Annotated in this window: 19 protein-coding genes; 12 read left to right on the top strand and 7 right to left on the bottom strand. The window is 54.6% G+C overall.

Annotation, left to right across the window (positions count from 1 at the left end):
• Nucleotide 1 precedes the first annotated feature (1 nt).
• Nucleotides 2–346 (top strand): gamma-glutamylcyclotransferase family protein, encoded by a 345-nt coding sequence (locus RVY89_RS16665; RefSeq protein WP_014830431.1) that lies wholly within the window; start codon nucleotides 2–4, stop codon nucleotides 344–346.
• 314 nt (nucleotides 347–660) lie between these two features.
• On the opposite strand, the gene RVY89_RS16660 is transcribed toward RVY89_RS16665, so the two are convergent.
• The 4 genes from RVY89_RS16660 to ppa all read right to left on the bottom strand — a co-directional run bounded on the left by RVY89_RS16660 (nucleotide 661) and on the right by ppa (nucleotide 2,464).
• Nucleotides 661–1,131 (bottom strand): hypothetical protein, encoded by a 471-nt coding sequence (locus tag RVY89_RS16660; RefSeq protein ID WP_484825922.1) that lies wholly within the window; start codon nucleotides 1,129–1,131, stop codon nucleotides 661–663.
• Nucleotides 1,128–1,331 (bottom strand): hypothetical protein, encoded by a 204-nt coding sequence (locus RVY89_RS16655; protein ID WP_484825921.1) that lies wholly within the window; start codon nucleotides 1,329–1,331, stop codon nucleotides 1,128–1,130. The genes RVY89_RS16660 and RVY89_RS16655 overlap by 4 nt, the downstream gene beginning before the upstream one ends.
• 68 nt (nucleotides 1,332–1,399) lie before the next feature.
• Nucleotides 1,400–1,711, bottom strand: coding sequence for a hypothetical protein (locus tag RVY89_RS16650; protein ID WP_484825920.1), 312 nt, complete (start codon nucleotides 1,709–1,711; stop codon nucleotides 1,400–1,402).
• 222 nt (nucleotides 1,712–1,933) lie between these two features.
• Nucleotides 1,934–2,464: an inorganic diphosphatase gene (gene ppa / locus RVY89_RS16645; protein ID WP_010427397.1), complete on the bottom strand. Its 531-nt coding sequence runs from the start codon at nucleotides 2,462–2,464 to the stop codon at nucleotides 1,934–1,936.
• 309 nt (nucleotides 2,465–2,773) lie between these two features.
• Between ppa and ytfQ the strand changes: the two genes are divergently transcribed.
• From ytfQ to RVY89_RS16620, 5 genes are all read left to right on the top strand, one after another.
• Nucleotides 2,774–3,730 (top strand): galactofuranose ABC transporter substrate-binding protein YtfQ, encoded by a 957-nt coding sequence (ytfQ, locus tag RVY89_RS16640; RefSeq protein WP_014882271.1) that lies wholly within the window; start codon nucleotides 2,774–2,776, stop codon nucleotides 3,728–3,730.
• Between the two features lie 129 nt (nucleotides 3,731–3,859).
• The gene (gene ytfR, locus RVY89_RS16635) at nucleotides 3,860–5,362 is read left to right on the top strand and encodes a galactofuranose ABC transporter, ATP-binding protein YtfR (protein ID WP_484825919.1); all 1,503 of its coding nucleotides are present in this window, start codon (nucleotides 3,860–3,862) and stop codon (nucleotides 5,360–5,362) included.
• A 10-nt stretch (nucleotides 5,363–5,372) separates the two neighbouring features.
• Complete coding sequence (gene ytfT / locus RVY89_RS16630) at nucleotides 5,373–6,398, top strand: galactofuranose ABC transporter, ATP-binding protein YtfT (RefSeq protein ID WP_484825918.1); 1,026 nt, start codon at nucleotides 5,373–5,375, stop codon at nucleotides 6,396–6,398.
• Nucleotides 6,385–7,386, top strand: a complete 1,002-nt coding sequence (yjfF, locus tag RVY89_RS16625; RefSeq protein ID WP_484825917.1) for a galactofuranose ABC transporter, permease protein YjfF — start codon at nucleotides 6,385–6,387, stop codon at nucleotides 7,384–7,386. The genes ytfT and yjfF overlap by 14 nt, the downstream gene beginning before the upstream one ends.
• Nucleotides 7,387–7,479: 93 nt before the next feature.
• Entirely contained in the window at nucleotides 7,480–9,051 is a 1,572-nt protein-coding gene (locus RVY89_RS16620; protein ID WP_371899587.1) for a methyl-accepting chemotaxis protein, read from the top strand.
• On the opposite strand, the gene RVY89_RS16615 is transcribed toward RVY89_RS16620, so the two are convergent.
• Both RVY89_RS16615 and fbp read right to left on the bottom strand, forming a co-directional pair.
• Complete coding sequence (locus tag RVY89_RS16615) at nucleotides 9,023–9,379, bottom strand: helix-turn-helix domain-containing protein (RefSeq protein WP_484825916.1); 357 nt, start codon at nucleotides 9,377–9,379, stop codon at nucleotides 9,023–9,025. The two genes, RVY89_RS16620 and RVY89_RS16615, sit on opposite strands and share 29 nt — an antisense overlap.
• A gap of 150 nt (nucleotides 9,380–9,529) precedes the next feature.
• On the bottom strand, nucleotides 9,530–10,528 hold the full coding sequence (gene fbp / locus RVY89_RS16610; protein ID WP_023310178.1) for a class 1 fructose-bisphosphatase: 999 nt from the start codon (nucleotides 10,526–10,528) through the stop codon (nucleotides 9,530–9,532).
• A 197-nt stretch (nucleotides 10,529–10,725) separates the two neighbouring features.
• Here fbp and mpl point away from each other — a divergent pair, with 197 nt between their 5' ends.
• On the top strand, nucleotides 10,726–12,105 hold the full coding sequence (gene mpl, locus RVY89_RS16605) for a UDP-N-acetylmuramate:L-alanyl-gamma-D-glutamyl-meso-diaminopimelate ligase (RefSeq protein ID WP_371899585.1): 1,380 nt from the start codon (nucleotides 10,726–10,728) through the stop codon (nucleotides 12,103–12,105).
• A gap of 76 nt (nucleotides 12,106–12,181) precedes the next feature.
• On the opposite strand, the gene yjgA is transcribed toward mpl, so the two are convergent.
• On the bottom strand, nucleotides 12,182–12,733 hold the full coding sequence (yjgA, locus tag RVY89_RS16600; RefSeq protein WP_042713463.1) for a ribosome biogenesis factor YjgA: 552 nt from the start codon (nucleotides 12,731–12,733) through the stop codon (nucleotides 12,182–12,184).
• Between the two features lie 95 nt (nucleotides 12,734–12,828).
• Here yjgA and pmbA point away from each other — a divergent pair, with 95 nt between their 5' ends.
• From pmbA to RVY89_RS16575, 5 genes are all read left to right on the top strand, one after another.
• On the top strand, nucleotides 12,829–14,181 hold the full coding sequence (gene pmbA, locus RVY89_RS16595; protein WP_045402321.1) for a metalloprotease PmbA: 1,353 nt from the start codon (nucleotides 12,829–12,831) through the stop codon (nucleotides 14,179–14,181).
• Between the two features lie 41 nt (nucleotides 14,182–14,222).
• Entirely contained in the window at nucleotides 14,223–14,609 is a 387-nt protein-coding gene (gene cybC / locus RVY89_RS16590; RefSeq protein WP_023334302.1) for a cytochrome b562, read from the top strand.
• A 315-nt stretch (nucleotides 14,610–14,924) separates the two neighbouring features.
• Nucleotides 14,925–15,263: a glycine dehydrogenase gene (locus RVY89_RS16585; protein WP_025911967.1), complete on the top strand. Its 339-nt coding sequence runs from the start codon at nucleotides 14,925–14,927 to the stop codon at nucleotides 15,261–15,263.
• A gap of 10 nt (nucleotides 15,264–15,273) precedes the next feature.
• Entirely contained in the window at nucleotides 15,274–15,636 is a 363-nt protein-coding gene (locus tag RVY89_RS16580; RefSeq protein WP_023293430.1) for an SFCGS family glycine-rich protein, read from the top strand.
• Between the two features lie 2 nt (nucleotides 15,637–15,638).
• Nucleotides 15,639–15,938, top strand: coding sequence for a DUF4312 family protein (locus RVY89_RS16575; RefSeq protein WP_006810338.1), 300 nt, complete (start codon nucleotides 15,639–15,641; stop codon nucleotides 15,936–15,938).
• Nucleotides 15,939–15,940 lie beyond the last annotated feature (2 nt).

The following is a 15,940-nucleotide window of genomic DNA, read 5'->3' as shown; positions in this document are numbered from 1 at the left end:
AATGCGAATATTTGTCTACGGCAGTTTACGAACCAAGCAAGGCAACAGTCACTGGATGACCAATGCCCTGCTGCTGGGGAATTACAATATCGAGAACTACCAGTTGTACAGCCTGGGCCACTATCCAGGCGCGGTTCCCGGCGAAGGAACAGTACAGGGTGAAGTCTATCGTATTGATAACGCGACGCTTGCCGAACTTGATGCCTTGCGCACCAGGGGCGGTGAATACGCACGCCAGTTGATCCAGACGCCGTACGGAAGTGCGTGGATGTATGTCTACCAGCGTCCGGTCGAAGGGTTAACGCGGATTGTAAGCGGTAACTGGTTAGACAGAGACCAGTACTGAAAAAAACAACGCCACCGTGAGGTGGCGTTGTTTTTTTACACTTTCAATTCTCTTCTGTATTCCTGCGTCGGGTTAAAAACAGAGGAACGAACAGCATGATGTATGGGGCAATAAGCCATAAAAAACACAAGGCGCGCGAACGGCCATAGTAGTTTATGCACCGCGTATTGCTTGATATGACGGGCAGGAAAAACAGTAAAAACAGCTGAATCGCATAATCGCTTCGATAAGGGATCCATAAGTAAAACAAAAACCAGGCAAGTTGGAAGGTCAGGATGCAGAGATACTGCCATTTGCTGTCTTTGCCGTAACAGTCAAACGCCTTTATGTAGCCCATTTTTATGCTTTGAAGAAAGAAACTTAGCATGTATAACGCTCACGATCGCGACGGTCAGGAGTGTGCTCGTCAGCAACGCTCCTAAAAAATAGCTGTGGGTGATATCAGTAGCACCCGAGCTTAATGTATGTAATTTACTATATCCTCTATCTACTGCAACAAAAAGCGTATATAGCCCGACGTTAATACAGAACTGAAGCAGACAAGAAGTGACAATATTCGCTGGAATTCTTTTTAATAGAGTGAGGAACATATAAATAATACTTGCTGAAAGAGCGAAGTAAAGCCCGTTAAATAAACTAGATAGTAAGGAGCTATTTAATTCGCTGAATATTAAATTATCGCTTCCATAGTACCATGACAGATATTGAATATACGTACTTCTGCCAAAGATAAAAGAGGAAATAATAATGACGAGTAGACTTACGATATGAATTTTCTTACTCATAATTTTGCTCCCTTAGAAAGCAGTTCCTTCATCGTTTTACTGGCCTCCAGCTGATCTTTGATTATGGCAAGGTCACGATTATTGTGATTATATTTTGCAATAGCGGTTGGCGTTCCTTTACCACCATTGTCCATAAAGAAGACAATATCCTTACGACCATAAAGAAGGACCTGTGGGATGGGATCACGCCCATAGCTCACCGCCTGAGGAAGGGAGTGAACAGACTCTGTCGTGAGGAAGCGAGGAATATTTTCATGCTCAATATTGCCTAAAGGTGTAGTGGCACAAGAGAGCCGATAAAATCAGTCGTATACACTAACGTATCTGTATCTTTGGTCGTTACTTTCGAGCCCGTAAGATATTTTATCTGTTGCCAAAGTGTAATATCTTTTGGGGTAACCTTAACACCATCCATAAACATATCTTGCTTGCGTTTTAGCTGAATGACAGTGCGGTGTACCTGTGTCAAAGAGGGGCTGATTTCCCCAACGGAAGGCATAAGTCCATCGCGGGAATATAGCCTTTCAATAATAAAGTAAATTCCAGTTGGGCGGGCAACATCAATGTTAATGGATGACATATGAATCCTGTAATGAATGTGGATTAATGCTCATCATGACAGTATGTGATTAATTGCCAGCCTATTCAACCACTCCCACCATAAATGAGAGGGTGCTTTTGTTGTATCAACATGAAAGCCAATGAGAATGGGATTTATCTTAAAAGTCGGTGTATGCTGCTTTTAACAAAGATATAAAAAAAGCCCCAGTATGCGGGGCTTTCATTAATCGGCCAGTAAGAATTACTTCTTAGCAGCGCGTTCGAAAGAGGCGATGATTTCTGCTTTCGCCGCTTCTGCGTTGTCCCAGCCGTCAACTTTAACCCACTTGCCTTTTTCGAGGTCTTTGTAATGCTCGAAGAAGTGAGTGATCTGCGCTTTCAGCAGCTCTGGCAGGTCGTTCACATCTTTGATGTGATCGTATTCTTTGCTCAGCTTGGTGTGCGGTACCGCAACCAGCTTCGCATCTTCACCGGATTCGTCGGTCATTTTCAGCACGCCAACTGGACGGCAGCGAATGACGGAGCCTGGCTCCAGCGGGTATGGCGTTGGGACCAGCACGTCAACCGGGTCACCGTCCAGAGACAGGGTGTGGTTGATGTAACCGTAGTTGCATGGGTAGAACATCGCGGTAGACATGAAACGGTCTACGAACAGGGCGCCGCTCTCTTTGTCCACTTCGTATTTGATCGGATCTGCGTTAGCCGGGATTTCGATAACTACGTAGATGTCTTCTGGCAGTTCTTTACCCGCTGGGACGTTGAGTAAGCTCATGTCGGTGTCCTTTAAAATGGATGGTAAACAAGTGGCAGGTATTATAGCCAACTCGCGCTGAATGTCTCCGCCTGTTTTCGCCTTCTCTCCACGTTCTTCCCACTTTTCAGACCGTTTCCATGACAGAAAAATCCATAAACTCAGCCGCATTTTTCATGGAGAAATGAAAGCGATTACAAACTTGTGATTAACGTTTTATTCACTTTTCTGAAGTGTGATGTAACGCAATTCGTTACATATTTCATGGGCTATAGTCATTCCGCAGAACATCTTTTAACCAACAATAACTCACCCTACGAGGACGTTCATATGTGGAAGCGCTTACTCCTGGTCACAGCAGTTTCGGCAGCCATGTCGTCTATGGCGATGGCCGCTCCCTTAACCGTAGGTTTTTCGCAGGTCGGCTCTGAATCTGGCTGGCGAGCGGCAGAAACCAACGTGGCGAAAAGCGAAGCTCAGAAACGCGGCATTACCCTGAAAATCGCCGATGGTCAGCAAAAACAAGAGAATCAGATCAAAGCCGTGCGCTCCTTTATCGCCCAGGGCGTGGATGCCATCTTTATTGCACCCGTCGTGGCGACCGGCTGGGAACCCGTCCTGAAGGAAGCGAAAGACGCTGAGATCCCGGTCTTCCTGCTCGACCGTTCCATCGACGTCAAAGACAAATCTCTCTATATGACCACCGTCACCGCCAACAACGTGCTGGAAGGGCAATTGATTGGCGACTGGCTGGTGAAACAGGTCGACGGCAAGCCGTGTAACGTCGTTGAGCTGCAGGGCACCGTTGGGGCGAGCGTGGCCATCGACCGTAAAAAAGGCTTTGCTGAAGCCATCGCGAAAGCGCCAAACATCAAGATTATCCGCTCTCAGTCCGGCGACTTTACCCGTAGTAAAGGTAAAGAGGTCATGGAGAGCTTTATTAAGGCTGAAAATAACGGCAAGAACATCTGTATGGTTTATGCCCACAACGATGACATGGTGATCGGTGCGATTCAGGCAATTAAAGAAGCGGGCCTGAAGCCGGGCAAAGATATCCTCACCGGCTCTATCGACGGCGTGCCTGACATCTACAAAGCGATGATCGACGGCGAAGCCAACGCCAGCGTGGAGCTGACGCCAAACATGGCGGGTCCGGCATTCGACGCGCTGGAGAAATTCAAGAAAGACGGCACGATGCCGGAGAAAGTGACGGTCACCAAATCCACGCTCTACCTGCCTGACACGGCGAAAGAAGAGTTAGAGAAGAAGAAAAATATGGGCTACTAAGCACGCCCCTCACCCCAGCCCTCTCCCCGGAGGGGAGAGGGAGAAAGGCAGGGCGGAGTTGGATATTAACAATTGGCACGATCAATCCCCTCTCCCTTCCGGGGAGAGGGTCAGGGTGAGGGGGAAACCATGACCACTGAACAACACCAGGAAATCCTCCGCACAGAGGGCTTGAGCAAATTCTTCCCCGGCGTAAAGGCGCTGGATAACGTTGATTTCAGCCTGCGGCGTGGGGAGATCATGGCGCTGCTGGGCGAGAACGGCGCGGGAAAATCGACGCTGATTAAAACCCTGACCGGCGTTTATCACGCCGACCACGGCACCATCTGGCTGGAAGGCAACGCCATTTCGCCAAAAAACACCGCCCATGCCCAGCAGCTGGGGATCGGGACGGTCTATCAGGAAGTGAACCTGCTGCCGAATATGTCGGTGGCGGATAACCTGTTTATTGGCCGTGAGCCTCGGCGCTTTGGCCTGCTGCGGCGCAAAGAGATGGAGGCGCGGGCGACAAAGCTGATGGAATCGTACGGCTTCTCCCTCGACGTCCGCGAGCCGCTGAACCGCTTTTCCGTAGCGATGCAGCAGATTGTCGCCATTTGTCGCGCGATCGATCTCTCCGCGAAGGTTCTCATCCTCGACGAACCCACCGCCAGCCTCGATACCCAGGAAGTGGAGATGCTCTTTACCCTGATGCGCCAGCTGCGCGATCAGGGCGTCAGCCTGATCTTCGTTACCCACTTCCTCGATCAGGTGTATGAGGTAAGCGATCGCATTACGGTGCTGCGCAACGGCAGCTTTGTCGGCTGCCGCGAAACCCGCGAGCTGCCGCAGATCGAGCTGGTCAAAATGATGCTGGGTCGCGAGCTGGAAACCAACGCCCTCCAGCGTGCAGGGCGCACGCTGCTGAGCGAGAAACCGGTCGCTGCGTTCAGCGATTACGGCAAGAAAGGGGTGATCTCGCCGTTTAACCTCGAGGTACGCCCGGGCGAAATTGTCGGGCTGGCGGGCCTGCTAGGCTCCGGTCGAACCGAGACCGCCGAGGTGATCTTCGGGATCAAACCGGCGGACAGCGGCAGCGCGCTGATCAAGGGCAAACCGCAAACCCTGCGATCGCCGCATCAGGCGTCGTGTCTGGGCGTCGGCTTCTGCCCGGAAGACCGGAAAACGGACGGCATCATTGCTGCCGCCTCGGTGCGGGAAAATATCATTCTGGCGCTGCAGGCGCAGCGCGGGTGGCTGCGTCCCATTCCGCGTAAAGAACAAAACGCCATTGCCGAGCGCTTTATCCGCCAGCTCGGCATTCGTACCCCGAGCGCGGAACAGCCCATTGAATTTCTCTCCGGCGGTAACCAGCAGAAGGTGCTACTGTCGCGCTGGCTGCTGACCAAACCGCAGTTCCTGATCCTCGACGAACCAACGCGCGGCATTGATGTAGGTGCGCACGCCGAAATTATCCGGCTTATCGAAACCCTGTGTGCGGACGGTCTGGCGCTGCTGGTCATTTCGTCAGAGCTGGAAGAGCTGGTGGGCTATGCCGATCGCGTCATCATCATGCGCGATCGCAAACAGGTGGCAGAGATCCCGCTGGATAAGCTGTCCGTTCCGGCGATCATGAATGCCATCGCGGCATAAGGAGTGAATCGTGATGCCCCGTTCGCTTTCGCAAACCGGTGAGTCAAAGCGCCGCTTCAGCTGGCCAACCGGCACGCCGCAAATCGCGGCGCTGCTGGTGGTACTGCTGGTGGATAGCCTGGTCGCGCCGCATTTCTTCCAGATTATCGTGCAGGATGGCCGCCTGTTTGGCAGCCCGATTGATATTTTAAACCGCGCCGCGCCCGTAGCGCTGCTGGCCATCGGGATGACGCTGGTGATTGCCACCGGCGGGATTGACCTCTCCGTCGGCGCGGTGATGGCTATCGCCGGGGCCACGGCCGCCTCCATGACCGTGGCCGGGCATAGCCTGCCGGTGGTACTGCTGGCGGCCTTAGGCACCGGCGTGCTGGCCGGATTATGGAACGGCATTCTGGTGGCGGTGCTGAAAATCCAGCCCTTTGTCGCCACCCTTATCTTAATGGTGGCCGGGCGCGGCGTCGCGCAGCTGATTACCTCCGGCCAGATTGTTACCTTCAACTCACCGAGCCTGGCGTGGCTCGGTAGCGGCAACCTTCTGTTCTTCCCAACGCCGGTGATTATTGCCCTGGTGACGTTAGTGGTGTTCTGGCTCTTTACCCGCAAAACGGCGCTGGGCATGTTCATTGAGGCCGTCGGGATCAACATCCGCGCCGCGCGTAACGCTGGCGTCAACACCCGGCTGATGGTGATGCTGACCTACGTGCTGAGCGGCGTTTGCGCCGCCATTGCCGGGGTCATCGTTGCGGCGGATATTCGCGGAGCCGACGCCAACAACGCGGGACTCTGGCTGGAGCTGGACGCCATCCTGGCGGTGGTCATCGGCGGTGGATCGCTAATGGGCGGGCGCTTTAACCTGCTGCTCTCGGTGATAGGCGCGCTGATCATTCAGGGCATGAACACCGGGATCCTGCTTTCGGGATTCCAGCCGGAACTCAATCAGGTGGTGAAAGCGGTGGTCGTGCTCTGCGTGCTGATCGTCCAGTCGCCGCGCTTTGTCAGCATCATTAAGGGGATCCGTGGCCATGATAAAACGTAATTTGCCGTTGATGATCACGCTGGGCGTGTTTGTGCTGGGGTATCTCTACTGCCTCACCCAGTTTCCCGGTTTCGCCTCCACGCGAGTGATCTGCAATATACTGACCGATAACGCTTTTTTAGGCATTATCGCCGTCGGAATGACCTTTGTGATCCTCTCCGGCGGGATCGATCTCTCCGTCGGCTCGGTGATCGCGTTTACGGGCGTGTTCCTCGCGAAGGCGATCGGCTTCTGGGGGATCTCTCCGCTGGTGGCGTTTCCGCTGGTGCTGGTGATGGGCTGTGCGTTTGGCGCCTTTATGGGGCTGCTGATCGACGCGTTAAAAATTCCGGCGTTTATCATTACCCTCGCGGGAATGTTCTTCCTCCGTGGGGTGAGCTATCTGGTGTCGGAAGAGTCGATCCCGATTAACCATCCGGTGTACGACACGCTCTCCAGCCTGGCGTGGAAAATTCCCGGCGGCGGTCGTCTGAGCGCGATGGGGCTGCTGATGCTGGGGGTGGTGGTGATTGGCATCTTTCTCGCCCATCGTACCCGGTTTGGTAATCAGGTTTACGCCATCGGCGGTAACGCCACGTCGGCAAACCTGATGGGGATCTCCACCCGCAGCACCACCATCCGCATCTATATGCTCTCGACAGGCCTGGCGACGCTGGCGGGTATCGTCTTCTCGGTGTATACCCAGGCGGGCTATGCCCTTGCAGGCGTGGGCGTAGAGCTGGATGCGATTGCTTCTGTGGTTATCGGCGGCACGCTGCTCAGCGGCGGGGTGGGTACGGTGCTGGGGACGCTGTTCGGCGTGGCGATACAGGGGCTGATACAAACCTATATCAACTTTGACGGTACGCTCAGCTCGTGGTGGACAAAGATCGCCATCGGCATTCTGCTGTTTATTTTTATTGCCCTGCAGCGTGGTCTGACGGTGCTGTGGGAGAACCGTCAAAACTCGCCTGTTACCCGCGTAAACACATCGGTAACAGAGCGATAACACGCTGAATTTGCTTAAAGTCTAAACATTTTCCGGTAGCGGCCGATACTCTTTTTTTATGCCCAGAAATATCTCGCTACCGGAAATAATATCATGCTTAAAACGCTATCGATTCGTACCGGCTTGCTCTCTTTACTGGCCGTTATGACCCTTCTGCTGCTGATTGTCAGCGGCATTGGCATTTATGCCCTCACACAGAGTTCTTCTTCGCTGCAGCGCATTAATCACCTTCAGGGTGAGCAGATGGTGCAGCTTAATTCAGGCTATACGCTGATCCTGCGCGCGCGCAATGAGGCGGGCCAGGCGGTCCGCATGATGGAAATCGGCATGCTGGACGATGCGGCCAGGGCGGTAAAAAACATCAATCAGGAAGTTGCCCTGGCTCAGAAAACGCTGAAAGGCGTGATCGACGGCGGCGTGGCTGACGAGCAGGGGCAACAGCTGCTCGACAAAGTGTCAGCCAGCCTGGCGACGTATAACCAGCAGGGGATCAACCCGATGCTGAAAACCCTCAATGACCAGAGCGCCGACGGGTATTACGATCTGCTGGAGAAGACGCTGATCCCGGTGGCGAAACAGTTTGATAACGATATGCAGGCGTTTCAGAAATGGAGCGAAGCGCGTGGTCAGGCGGAAGTGAGCGCCGTGCAGGCGAGCAAAACCCGCGTCCTGATCCTGATTATCGTCGCCGCGCTGCTGACGGCGGGCATTATCGTACTCGCCTGGCTGGTGCTGCGCCATATGCTGCTCAAGCCGCTCTCGGCCTCCATTGCTCAACTGGAGAACGTGGCGGCCGGGGATTTAACCCACACGCCTAATGCCCCCGCGAGCCAGGAGTTTAATCGACTTAACGCGGTGATAGAGGAGATGCGACAGTCGCTGATGAACTCGGTTGTGCGGGTACGCGATGCCAGCGCGCAGATTGACACCGGCAGCCGCGAGCTGACGCTGGGAAACCGCGATCTTGCCGAGCGTACGGAATCCACCGCCACGTCGCTTGAGCAGACGGCGGCCAGCATGGAACAGATCACCGCGACGGTGAAGCTCAATGCCGATAACGCCGAGCAGGCGCACCAGCTGGCGAAGTCGGTGTCCGACACGGCCGATCACGGCAGCGAAATGGTTTGCTACGTGATTGAAAAAATGCGCGATATCTCCGGCAGCTCGGCGCGCATCGCCGACATCCTGAGCGTGATCGACGGCATTGCCTTCCAGACCAATATTCTGGCACTAAACGCCTCCGTGGAAGCGGCGCGCGCGGGCGAGCAGGGGCGCGGGTTTGCCGTCGTTGCGGGCGAGGTGCGAAACCTTGCTAGCCGCAGCGCCGACGCGGCGAAAGAGATCCGCTCGCTTATCAGTGATTCGCAAACCCACGTTAACGAGGGCAGCGAGCTGGCCCAGCAGGCTGGCGAAACGATGGATGAGATCGCAACAGAAGTGCTGCGCATGACCAAACTGATGCGAGAGATTGCGACCGCGTCTCAGGAGCAGAGCCGCGGCATTGAGCAGGTGAATATTGCGGTGAATCAAATGGACGAAACCGCCCAGCAGAATGCGGCACTGGTGCAGCAATCCTCCGCCGCGACCCGCTCCCTTGAGGAGCAGTCGCGTCAGCTGATGGAAGCCATGTCATCATTCAAAGTGACGACTCAGACCGCTGCATAATATTACCCAGCCCCGGTACGTTCTGTGCCGGGGTATTATTTTTCCCGGAATTAACTTCCGCAATATTATCGTGAATTTCACCCATTAATATTTCCAGTGAGCTGGTTAAGGCTAACGCTTTTTCCGTCGGTTCAAGATATAAACCTTTACGGAAAAATAACGGCTCATCAAACAGTTGGTTAAAACGCTTTAAGGCCAGACTCACCGCCGGACGTGACATATCAAGACGCAAAGAGGCTTTTGCCATGCTGCCGCAGCGGACGATTTCAATAAATACAGGGATAAGATTTAAATCAATGCCGGTATTAGCACGGGAATAATTTTTCATTGCGATTCTGCTCCACGAAATATCTGTCAAACTGTTATGGAAATAATGCAGGAGCAGTGGTGAATATTAAAGCATGTTTTTTATAAACACTTATACGGTAAAATATATAAATGACCAGGGGAGCGAGAACGGCCCCCCTGTAGAGAGGTATTACGCGTCCGGATACTCACGGATAAAACGTTCAACGTCTTCAACCATGTGGTTGTTGCCGACGAAGAATGAACGACGCTGGTGAAGGCTTTCCGGCACGATGTCCAGAATACGCTCTTTACCGTCGCTCGCCTTGCCGCCCGCCTGTTCGGCCAGGAACGCCATCGGGTTGCACTCGTACAGCAGACGCAGTTTTCCGTCCGGGTGGCTGGCGGTGCTTGGGTAGAGGTAGATACCGCCTTTCAGCAGGTTACGGTGGAAATCCGCCACCAGAGAGCCAATATAGCGGGACGTGTACGGGCGCTGGGTCGCTTTATCTTCTTCCTGGCAGAATTTAATGTACTTCTTCACGCCGTTCGGGAATCGGATGTAGTTGCCTTCGTTGATGGAGTAGGTATTGCCCTTCTCAGGGAAGCGCATGCGTTCCTGGCTCAGACAGAAAACGCCCAGTGAAGGATCGTACGTAAAGGCGTGAACCCCGCATCCGGTGGTATACACCAGCATGGTGGAGGAGCCATAAACGACGTAACCGGCAGCAACCTGGTTAATGCCCGGCTGCAGGAAATCTTCTTCGGTTACCGGCGTGCCAACGGGCGTGACGCGGCGGTAGATGGAGAAAATGGTACCGACAGAAACGTTAACGTCGATGTTGGAGGAGCCGTCGAGCGGATCCATCAGAACAACGTATTTAGCGTGTTCACACCCTTCGAAAACAACAATTTCATCTTCTTCTTCAGAGGCGATACCCGCAACGATGTCGCGCGCGCGCAGTGCAGCTTTCAATTTTTCATTTGCGAACAGATCGAGCTTCTGTTGAACCTCGCCCTGAACGTTCTCGGCACCGCTGGCACCCAGGATATCGACCAGACCGGCCTTGTTGATATCACGGTGGATGATCTTAGCGCCCAGCTTTATTGCCGACAGCAAAGCAGTGAGTTCACCGGTAGCATGAGAGAACTCGTGCTGCTTTTCGACAATAAATTCACCTAACGTTTTCATAACACTTTCCCTGCATCTTTGTGAGTAGAGCGATTGTATGTTCACTAAAACGACTAAAGCCCAACAATCTTAACAAATATTCAAATAGTAGCGCAGAGGTGAATCGCGCCAGCAGGATACGGATTTTCCTGAAATGCGTTTCACACCCGCTGACATGTGAGTAAAATGTGCGCCACATTGAAGAAGGATAGTGACGTATGCGCATTCATATATTGGGGATTTGTGGCACTTTCATGGGCGGACTGGCAATGCTGGCGCGCTCGCTGGGCCATGAAGTGACAGGTTCGGACGCCAATGTGTATCCGCCAATGAGCACACTTCTGGAGAAACAGGGCATCGCATTAATTCAGGGCTACGATGCCAGCCAGCTGGATCCCGAACCGGACCTGGTGATCATTGGTAACGCCATGACCCGCGGCAATCCGTGCGTCGAGGCGGTACTGGAACGCAATATTCCGTTCATGTCCGGCCCGCAGTGGCTGCATGATTTCGTCCTGCGCGACCGCTGGGTGGTTGCCGTTGCCGGCACCCATGGCAAAACCACCACCGCCGGAATGGCAACCTGGATCCTCGAAGCCTGCGGCTATAAGCCGGGCTTCGTGATTGGCGGCGTTCCGGGCAACTTCGACGTCTCTGCGCGTCTCGGTGACAGCCCGTTCTTTGTGATCGAAGCCGACGAATACGACTGTGCGTTCTTCGACAAGCGTTCTAAGTTCGTGCATTACTGCCCGCGCACGCTGATTCTCAACAACCTTGAGTTCGACCACGCGGATATCTTTGACGACCTGAAAGCGATCCAGAAACAGTTCCACCACCTGGTGCGCATTGTTCCGGGCCAGGGCCGTATCATCCTGCCGGAAAACGACATCAACCTGAAACAGACGATGGCGATGGGCTGCTGGAGCGAGCAGGAGCTGGTAGGCGAGCAGGGGCACTGGCAGGCGAAGAAACTCAACGCCGATGCCTCCGAGTGGGAAGTGCTGCTCGACGGTGAAAAAGTGGGTGAGGTGAAGTGGGGCCTGGTGGGCGAGCACAACATGCACAACGGCCTGATGGCTATTGCTGCGGCGCGTCACGTGGGCGTTCTGCCTGCGGATGCGGCCAATGCGCTGGGCTCGTTTATCAATGCCCGTCGCCGTCTGGAACTGCGCGGTGAAGCCCACGGCGTTACCGTGTATGACGATTTCGCGCACCACCCAACGGCCATTCTGGCGACGCTTGCCGCCCTGCGTGGCAAAGTCGGCGGTACCGCGCGCATACTGGCGGTGCTGGAACCGCGCTCGAACACCATGAAGATGGGCATCTGCAAAGACGATCTCGCGCCGTCATTAGGACGCGCCGATGAGGTCTTCCTGCTGCAGCCGCAGCATATTCCGTGGCAGGTGGCGGAAGTGGCCGATGCCTGCATTCAGCCAGCACACTGGAGTGCTGATGTGGATGCGCTCGCGGATATGGTGGTGAAAGCGGCTCAGCCTGGCGACCACATTCTGGTGATGAGCAACGGCGGGTTCGGTGGGATCCATCAGAAGCTGCTTGACGGTCTGGCGAAGAAAGCGGAAGCGGCCGCCGACGCGTAAAAAAAAGCCCGGTGGCGCTAGCGCTTACCGGGCCTACGTTCTTTTTCCCTCGCCCCTTCGGGGTGAGGGGAACAGATTACTCGTCGTTCTCAGACAGCTCGCGCAGATACTGGAAAATCAAGCGCGCAGACTTCGGCGGCTTATTCCCTTCTTTCTCTTTCTTCGCGTTGCGGATCAAGGAACGCAGCTGCTGGCGGTCGGCATCCGGCCACAGGTTCAGCACTTCCGGTACGGCATCATCACCCTGTTCAATCAGGCGATCGCGGATCTGCTCAAGCTTATGGAAAAACGCAACCTGCTGGTTGTGGCGGTTTTTCAGCTTGTCCAGCGCCTGGCGGATCGGATCGACATCGCGCTGACGCAGCATTTTCCCGATAAGCTGAAGCTGGCGACGACGGCCTTCTTTTTTGATTTTCTGTGCCAGTTCAATGGCATCACGCAGATCCTGGTCGAGCGGGATCTTGTCCAGCGCGTTTTTACCCAGTTCTACCATTTCCGCGCCAAGCTGTTTTAACTCTTCGGCGTCACGTTTAATTTCACTTTTACTGACCCAGATGATCTCATCATCTTCGTCTTCGATGTCATCACCGGGAACGTCGTCGAGCCAGTCTTCGGGCTGCTTAGTCATGTCAGGCTCCTTAAAAAAAGAGGCTAATGTTACCAGTTAAGACGCGCACTGAAAAACGGTTCTCTGTTAGACTTCAGATAACTCTCTCTTACAGTATGGCATTTGCGATGAAAGTAACCTCACAAGTTGAAGCGCAGCGTAAGATTCTTGAAGAAGCCGTCTCCACCGCGCTGATGCTTGCTTCAGAAAAATCAGATGGCGCCGAAGTGGCGGTCAGCAAAACCACCGGCATCAGCGTGAGTACCCGCTATGGCGAAGTGGAGAATGTCGAATTCAACAGCGATGGCGCGCTTGGGATCACGGTGTATCACCAGAATCGCAAAGGCAGCGCTTCATCCACCGATCTCAGCCCGGATGCCATTGCCCGTACGGTGCAGGCGGCGCTGGATATCGCCCGTTATACCTCTCCGGATCCTTACGCAGGCGTGGCGGATAAAGACCTGCTGGCGTTTGATGCGCCGGATCTCGATCTTTTCCACCCGGCGGAAGTGAGCCCGGACGAAGCGATCGAGCTGGCCGCACGCGCCGAGCAGGCTTCCCTGCAGGCCGACAAGCGCATCACCAATACCGAAGGCGGCAGCTTCAACAGCCATTATGGCATCAAAGTTTTCGGCAACAGCCACGGCATGCTGCAGGGCTACTGCTCAACCCGTCATTCGCTCTCCAGCTGCGTGATCGCCGAAGAGAACGGTGACATGGAGCGTGACTACGCCTACACCATTGGCCGCGCGCTGGGGGATTTGCAGTCACCTGAGTGGGTGGGTAAAGAGTGTGCCGAACGCACGCTGTCTCGCCTGTCGCCGCGCAAGCTCTCCACCATGAAGGCACCGGTCATTTTTGCCAACGAAGTGGCGACCGGTCTGTTTGGTCATCTGGTGGGCGCTATCGCGGGCGGCTCCGTTTACCGTAAGTCGACCTTCCTGCTCGACTCGCTGGGCAAGCAGATACTGCCGGAATGGCTCACCATTGAAGAACATCCGCACCTGCTGAAAGGGCTGGCCTCCACGCCGTTCGACAGCGAAGGCGTGCGCACCGAACGTCGCGATATCATCAAAGACGGTATTCTGACCCAGTGGCTGCTGACCAACTACTCCGCGCGCAAGCTGGGGCTGAAAAGCACCGGACACGCTGGCGGCATCCACAACTGGCGCATTGCCGGGCAGGGCCTGAACTTTGAGCAGATGCTGAAAGAGATGGGCACCGGTCTGGTCGTAACGGAGCTGATGGGTCAGGGCGTAAGCGGCATCACCGGAGACTACTCTCGCGGCGCGGCGGGCTTCTGGGTGGAAAACGGCGAAATCCAGTATCCGGTAAGCGAGATTACGATTGCCGGCAACCTGAAGGACATGTGGCGCAATATCGTTACGGTCGGTAACGATATTGAAACACGTAGCAATATACAGTGTGGTTCTGTACTTCTGCCGGAAATGAAAATCGCCGGCCAGTAATACCCGTAAAGGCGTTTTAATAATAAAAAAGGAAGTGAGCAATGCGTAAACACCTGTTAGCGATCGTCGCAGCTTCAACGCTGGTTCTTGGATCTTCTGCGTTTGCTGCCGATCTTGAAGACGACATGGGCATCCTCGGTCAAAACCTGAAGGTGGTGCAGAAGACGGACAATGCGGCTGAAATGAAAGACGCGCTGACCAAAATGCGTGAAGCGGCGCTGGACGCACAAAAAGCGACGCCTCCAAAGCTGGAAAGCAAAGCGGCAGACAGCGCAGAGATGAAAGACTACCGTCACGGTTTTGACGTGCTGGTCGGCCAGATCGACGGCGCGCTGAAGCTGGCTAACGAAGGCAAAGTGAAGGAAGCCCAGGCGGCTGCCGAGCAGTTTGTGACGACGCGTAACACGTATCACCAGAAATACCGTTAACCGATCGCACATCTGACAAACAACCAGCGGGGGCCAGTGGCCCCCGTTTTTTTACGCGGTAATAAGTAAACCCTATCGCTATCACATTTTTGCGTCACCACGCCTGAACGTTTTCGTTTCCCCGACGCGCGTTTTGCCGCTGGAATACGTGATATTCATCACGCAAATACCGCTAATAATCCAGATTCACCGTATTTATGTGGCACAGATCACTGCTGCGGCTCGCCTTTCCACTTCGAAGTGGAAAACAACTCGCTACAAACAATTCCCCCCCAACGTTAGTTTTATTCCAGAGCCATTAACGGGGTAAGACCAGTGATTAACGGAGCGGTAATGAACGACGTTGGGGAACAGGCGGAGCAAACAGAACAGCTCGCGAACACCATGCTGCAGCAGGTTTATGCCCTGCTGGCCCGGAACAACATCATCCCCAATGCGGTACAGGAGCAGATGCTCACCTCCCACGTGCGCGCCATGGCGCACCGGTCCGTGACCGGCGAGCCGCTGCCGGAGGTTGAAGCAGAGCTGTTTGACGAAATTTCACCGGATTCAATGCGGCTCGCCCGTGAAGTGGTCGCGCAGTTTGGCAATCTTCCTGATGAAGAAGCCTGGCTGCTCTCCGTTCACTTTGAAGTCGCGAAAGACAACCTTTAAGGAGCAACACATGGAACAGATTACAGTCGTGATTGGCGATCGCCTGGGCAAAGGTCAGAAAGTGGCTGCCGGTGTGGAAAAAGCAGGTGGGCGCGCGGTTGTCGTGCCGGGCATGGCGGCGGACATGAAGCTCGGCGACGTGATGAAAGCGGAAAACGCCACCTTCGGCATCTCCTTCTGCGGCAGCGGCGGCGCGGGTGCCATTACCGCCCAGACCAAGTATGGCTACAAGGCCAAATACGGCATGCGTTCCGTGGAAGAGGGCGTGACCGCCATCAACGAAGGCTGCAACGTGCTGGGCTTTGGCTTTATGGATAAAGAAGAGCTGGGCGAGCGTCTGGTACAGGCGTGGCAGAAGAAATACGGCGCATAAGCATGAAAGAACAGTTCACAACCACGGTGAGAGTGAAGGGGAAGGGCGACGCCAAAGCGCGCGCCTTTGCCGACGCGCTCAACCACGTTCAGGCCGCGGTGATGAAAGCCTCACCGCATATCTTACTGCGTATTGAGCCACAGGATGTGCAGGTCGTTCAGGCGCAAGAAGCGGTGCGTAAAGAAGCGTTTCTGTTCTTCTTTCTGCGCCGGGAAAGACGCACCTACAGCGTGGAGCTGGATGTGACCGTCAACGTGACAGCCATCAATCTTGACCAGGTGGATTTCGTCACGCAACGCTGATT

This window comes from Enterobacter sp. 3U4, assembly GCF_057224565.1.
Note: the sequence above shows the minus strand (reverse complement) of the source record. Positions and strands in the feature narration are given on the sequence as shown.

Bases quoted from the DNA above. Each gene is read 5' to 3' on its own strand.
- RVY89_RS16665 (WP_014830431.1), top strand. From the start codon at position 2: ATGCGAATATTTGTCTACGGCAGTTTACGAACCAAGCAAGGCAACAGT.
- RVY89_RS16660 (WP_484825922.1), bottom strand. From the start codon at position 1,131: ATGAGTAAGAAAATTCATATCGTAAGTCTACTCGTCATTATTATTTCC.
- RVY89_RS16650 (WP_484825920.1), bottom strand. From the start codon at position 1,711: ATGTCATCCATTAACATTGATGTTGCCCGCCCAACTGGAATTTACTTT.
- ppa (WP_010427397.1), bottom strand. From the start codon at position 2,464: ATGAGCTTACTCAACGTCCCAGCGGGTAAAGAACTGCCAGAAGACATC.
- ytfQ (WP_014882271.1), top strand. From the start codon at position 2,774: ATGTGGAAGCGCTTACTCCTGGTCACAGCAGTTTCGGCAGCCATGTCG.
- ytfR (WP_484825919.1), top strand. From the start codon at position 3,860: ATGACCACTGAACAACACCAGGAAATCCTCCGCACAGAGGGCTTGAGC.
- yjfF (WP_484825917.1), top strand. From the start codon at position 6,385: ATGATAAAACGTAATTTGCCGTTGATGATCACGCTGGGCGTGTTTGTG.
- RVY89_RS16620 (WP_371899587.1), top strand. From the start codon at position 7,480: ATGCTTAAAACGCTATCGATTCGTACCGGCTTGCTCTCTTTACTGGCC.
- RVY89_RS16615 (WP_484825916.1), bottom strand. From the start codon at position 9,379: ATGAAAAATTATTCCCGTGCTAATACCGGCATTGATTTAAATCTTATC.
- fbp (WP_023310178.1), bottom strand. From the start codon at position 10,528: ATGAAAACGTTAGGTGAATTTATTGTCGAAAAGCAGCACGAGTTCTCT.
- mpl (WP_371899585.1), top strand. From the start codon at position 10,726: ATGCGCATTCATATATTGGGGATTTGTGGCACTTTCATGGGCGGACTG.
- yjgA (WP_042713463.1), bottom strand. From the start codon at position 12,733: ATGACTAAGCAGCCCGAAGACTGGCTCGACGACGTTCCCGGTGATGAC.
- pmbA (WP_045402321.1), top strand. From the start codon at position 12,829: ATGGCATTTGCGATGAAAGTAACCTCACAAGTTGAAGCGCAGCGTAAG.
- cybC (WP_023334302.1), top strand. From the start codon at position 14,223: ATGCGTAAACACCTGTTAGCGATCGTCGCAGCTTCAACGCTGGTTCTT.
- RVY89_RS16580 (WP_023293430.1), top strand. From the start codon at position 15,274: ATGGAACAGATTACAGTCGTGATTGGCGATCGCCTGGGCAAAGGTCAG.
- RVY89_RS16575 (WP_006810338.1), top strand. From the start codon at position 15,639: ATGAAAGAACAGTTCACAACCACGGTGAGAGTGAAGGGGAAGGGCGAC.